This is a genomic window from uncultured Gemella sp., assembly GCF_963525875.1.
GTDB lineage: Bacteria > Bacillota > Bacilli > Staphylococcales > Gemellaceae > Gemella.
Genome location: NZ_CAURMG010000083.1, coordinates 1 through 2,868, shown reverse-complemented (window position 1 = coordinate 2,868; position 2,868 = coordinate 1). Strand labels below are relative to the sequence as shown.

The following is a 2,868-nucleotide window of genomic DNA, read 5'->3' as shown; positions in this document are numbered from 1 at the left end:
TTTCTTCGTTATAAATTGGCACAATAATAGTAATCATAAATACACTCCTAAAATAATAGTTAATATAATTATAACATGTAACAAAGTATTTCAAAATGATATTTATCTTTAAATTGAGACTTAACGTATTTTTAATAAAAATATAAGGGATTACAAAATACATATTGACAAACAAACTGTATCTATTGTATAATCACAGTAGATACAAAAAATGTTTTTAATATCTAATTGAATTATACAAATTAATTATAAAAAGAATTAGTAAGGAGGGCTATGATGGATATAAAAGTTTCCAATATGTCATCTGTACCGATATATCAACAGGTGGCAACGCAAATTAAAAGTAATATTCTAGATGGTAGCTTAAAATACAATGATCAATTACCTTCTATTAGGAGTTTAGCTAAAGAGTTAGAGGTTGGTATCATTACAGTAAAAAAATCATATGAGGTATTGCTACAAGAAGAGCTAATATATTCAAAAGGTGCTGTTGGATATTTCGTAAATAATATTGATTTAGCTACTGTCTTAACGATAAAAAAAGAAGAGTACTTAGACGAACTTAAGAGTATAATTGATAAGGCTATTAATGATGGACTTAATATAGAAGATATTAAGGATATAGTTGATAAAGTATTGGAGGAGAAGAGTAATGATAAAAGTGAATAAATTATTGATTAATAAAAGAACATTTCAACTTGGTCCAATTGATTTGGAGTTAGAAGAAGGGTATGTCTATGCAATTACAGGTAACAGTGGAAGTGGTAAAACATTATTTCTTCAAACACTTTTAGGAGGTTTATCTTCAGAGAAAAATGTAATTACTTATGATAATCTAAATTTTCATGAAAATGAAGTAGATATTAAAAATCTTTATTCATATGTTGCTGATAAACCTTTGTTTTCAGATTCTTTACGAGTAGATGAGGTTCTATATAAAATATATAAATTAGATGTAAGATTTAATTTAGAGAAATGTTTTGAATTTCTGAGTAAACATAAAGTATATCGTCATAAGAAAATATATGAACTTTCACAAGGAGAGAGGAAAATACTATTATTTTCTATAGGAATTTATACAAAATCTAAACTATTAGTTTTAGATAATCCATTTTCTGGTGTCGGTTTAATAGCTAGAAAAGAAATGATAGCACTTCTCAGAGAATATATGGATGAAGATAAAACAATCATTATAGTAACCGAAGAACCATATGTAATACAAAACCTAGCCGATTATATTATTGTATTTGAAAATGGTCAAATTACTAGTAAGGAAGATGTGGTAGAATTACAAGAACGATTCAAGACTAATGATATAGATAGAATATTACTTTCTCTATTGAAAGGAGAGAATGAAAATGATTAAACAACAATATGAAACAAAATTTGGAGCAATTTGGAATTTAATATCAAGTAGAAACTATAGTATGCCATTATTTTACAAAGGATTATATATATTATATTACTTTGTTACAATAACCACTATACTAGAATTATTATTTGATAAAACATATATGTTACTAGCTTTAATTAGTTCGTTTATTATAGTAATTAATGGTAGAAAATATGATGATCCTGAGCAACAGTTTATTGAATACCTTCCTATTTCATTTAATAATAAAGCAAGATACATTTATTATACTACATATATAAGTCTATTTGTAGGAGGACTAGTTGCATTTGGGTTAGATTTTCTGTATCGTAGAGCTAATCCAATTGAGTATATTTATGCTATAGTTGTAGTTATAGCTCTATCTAATTTAGCGATAATACAGATGATATATACTAAAAAATCACTTATATACTTTTTTTTAGGAGATATTTTAATTAATCAATTAATAGTAAGCATATTTAGATTTTCATTACTTGGAGTTTATAGTGGATTTACAGGACCAAAATATGATATTGCACAATTTAATATTATAAAATTATTATTCTTAATAGTAATTACAATAGTTTATCACTTTGTGAGTGTAAATATTATAAGCAACAGTAAAAGGGATACTAAAGTAAGTAAAAAGGATAGAATAAAACTTATATTAATTTTGTTGTTGTTGCTGTCAAGTTCAAGTGGATATAAATTTTATAAAGATGCTAGTAAGGGTTTTGTAGAAGGAGTAAAAGAAGCGTCTAAAGAAGGATTAGTCATAGGTTACAATAAGGAATAAAATAAAAAAATTTGAAAGAGGCTTAAAATACTGTATGGCGAGCCTCTTTTTTGTATAGAAGATAAAATGGGTCTATAATAAATACGGTTGATAATAAATATCAGCCGTATTTAAATTTATAAAAAAATAGAAAAGAATGTAAAATTCCTTTATAATTTAAGTATGAGCAAAAAATCAAAAAAGGAATTTACATTCATATGTGTAATTATAGCAAATCTCTTAAAACAACGCTACAAATAACTGACGAAAATATAAAAATTCTAGATAAAACAGAGAAAATTGAAATAAATGGTTGTATACATCTAGTTTATTACGGGATATTGGAAGCTTCATCTAGCTCTTGCCCTCATTGCGGAAAATGCGAGATAACTAATAATGGTTATAGAAAAGTAAAGGTTAAAATGCCCACTATTTCTGACAAACCAGTCATCTTATACTTAAATAAACATCGCTTCATATGCAAAGGTTGTCGTAAATCCTTTACAGCTGAAACTACTGAAGTTAGGAAGTATTCTAATACTTCTAAAAATCTACGAGCTGGAATTATTAAAAGGTTATCTAAAGAGAATACTTCAAAGGAAATAGCTGAATCTTGTGCTGTTTCTACTAACACTGTATTAAGAATACAGTCTGATCTATCTAAAACTTTAGAAAGACCTAAAAGTTTACCTTATTATATGTGCTTTGATGAGGTTTCTTC

At 26.2% G+C, this 2,868-nt stretch carries 4 protein-coding genes; all 4 read left to right on the top strand.

Going from position 1 to position 2,868, the window contains the following annotated elements:
* Positions 1-276: 276 nt before the first annotated feature.
* The gene (locus RWQ73_RS07955; protein ID WP_314085492.1) at positions 277-669 is read left to right on the top strand and encodes a GntR family transcriptional regulator; all 393 of its coding nucleotides are present in this window, start codon (positions 277-279) and stop codon (positions 667-669) included.
* The gene (locus RWQ73_RS07950) at positions 653-1,366 is read left to right on the top strand and encodes an ATP-binding cassette domain-containing protein (RefSeq protein ID WP_314085494.1); all 714 of its coding nucleotides are present in this window, start codon (positions 653-655) and stop codon (positions 1,364-1,366) included. Before RWQ73_RS07955 ends, RWQ73_RS07950 begins: the two co-directional genes overlap by 17 nt.
* The gene (locus tag RWQ73_RS07945) at positions 1,359-2,168 is read left to right on the top strand and encodes a hypothetical protein (protein WP_314407853.1); all 810 of its coding nucleotides are present in this window, start codon (positions 1,359-1,361) and stop codon (positions 2,166-2,168) included. Before RWQ73_RS07950 ends, RWQ73_RS07945 begins: the two co-directional genes overlap by 8 nt.
* Positions 2,169-2,365: 197 nt before the next feature.
* On the top strand, positions 2,366-2,868 hold a 503-nt coding region (locus tag RWQ73_RS07940), incomplete at its 3' end, for a transposase family protein (protein ID WP_314407851.1).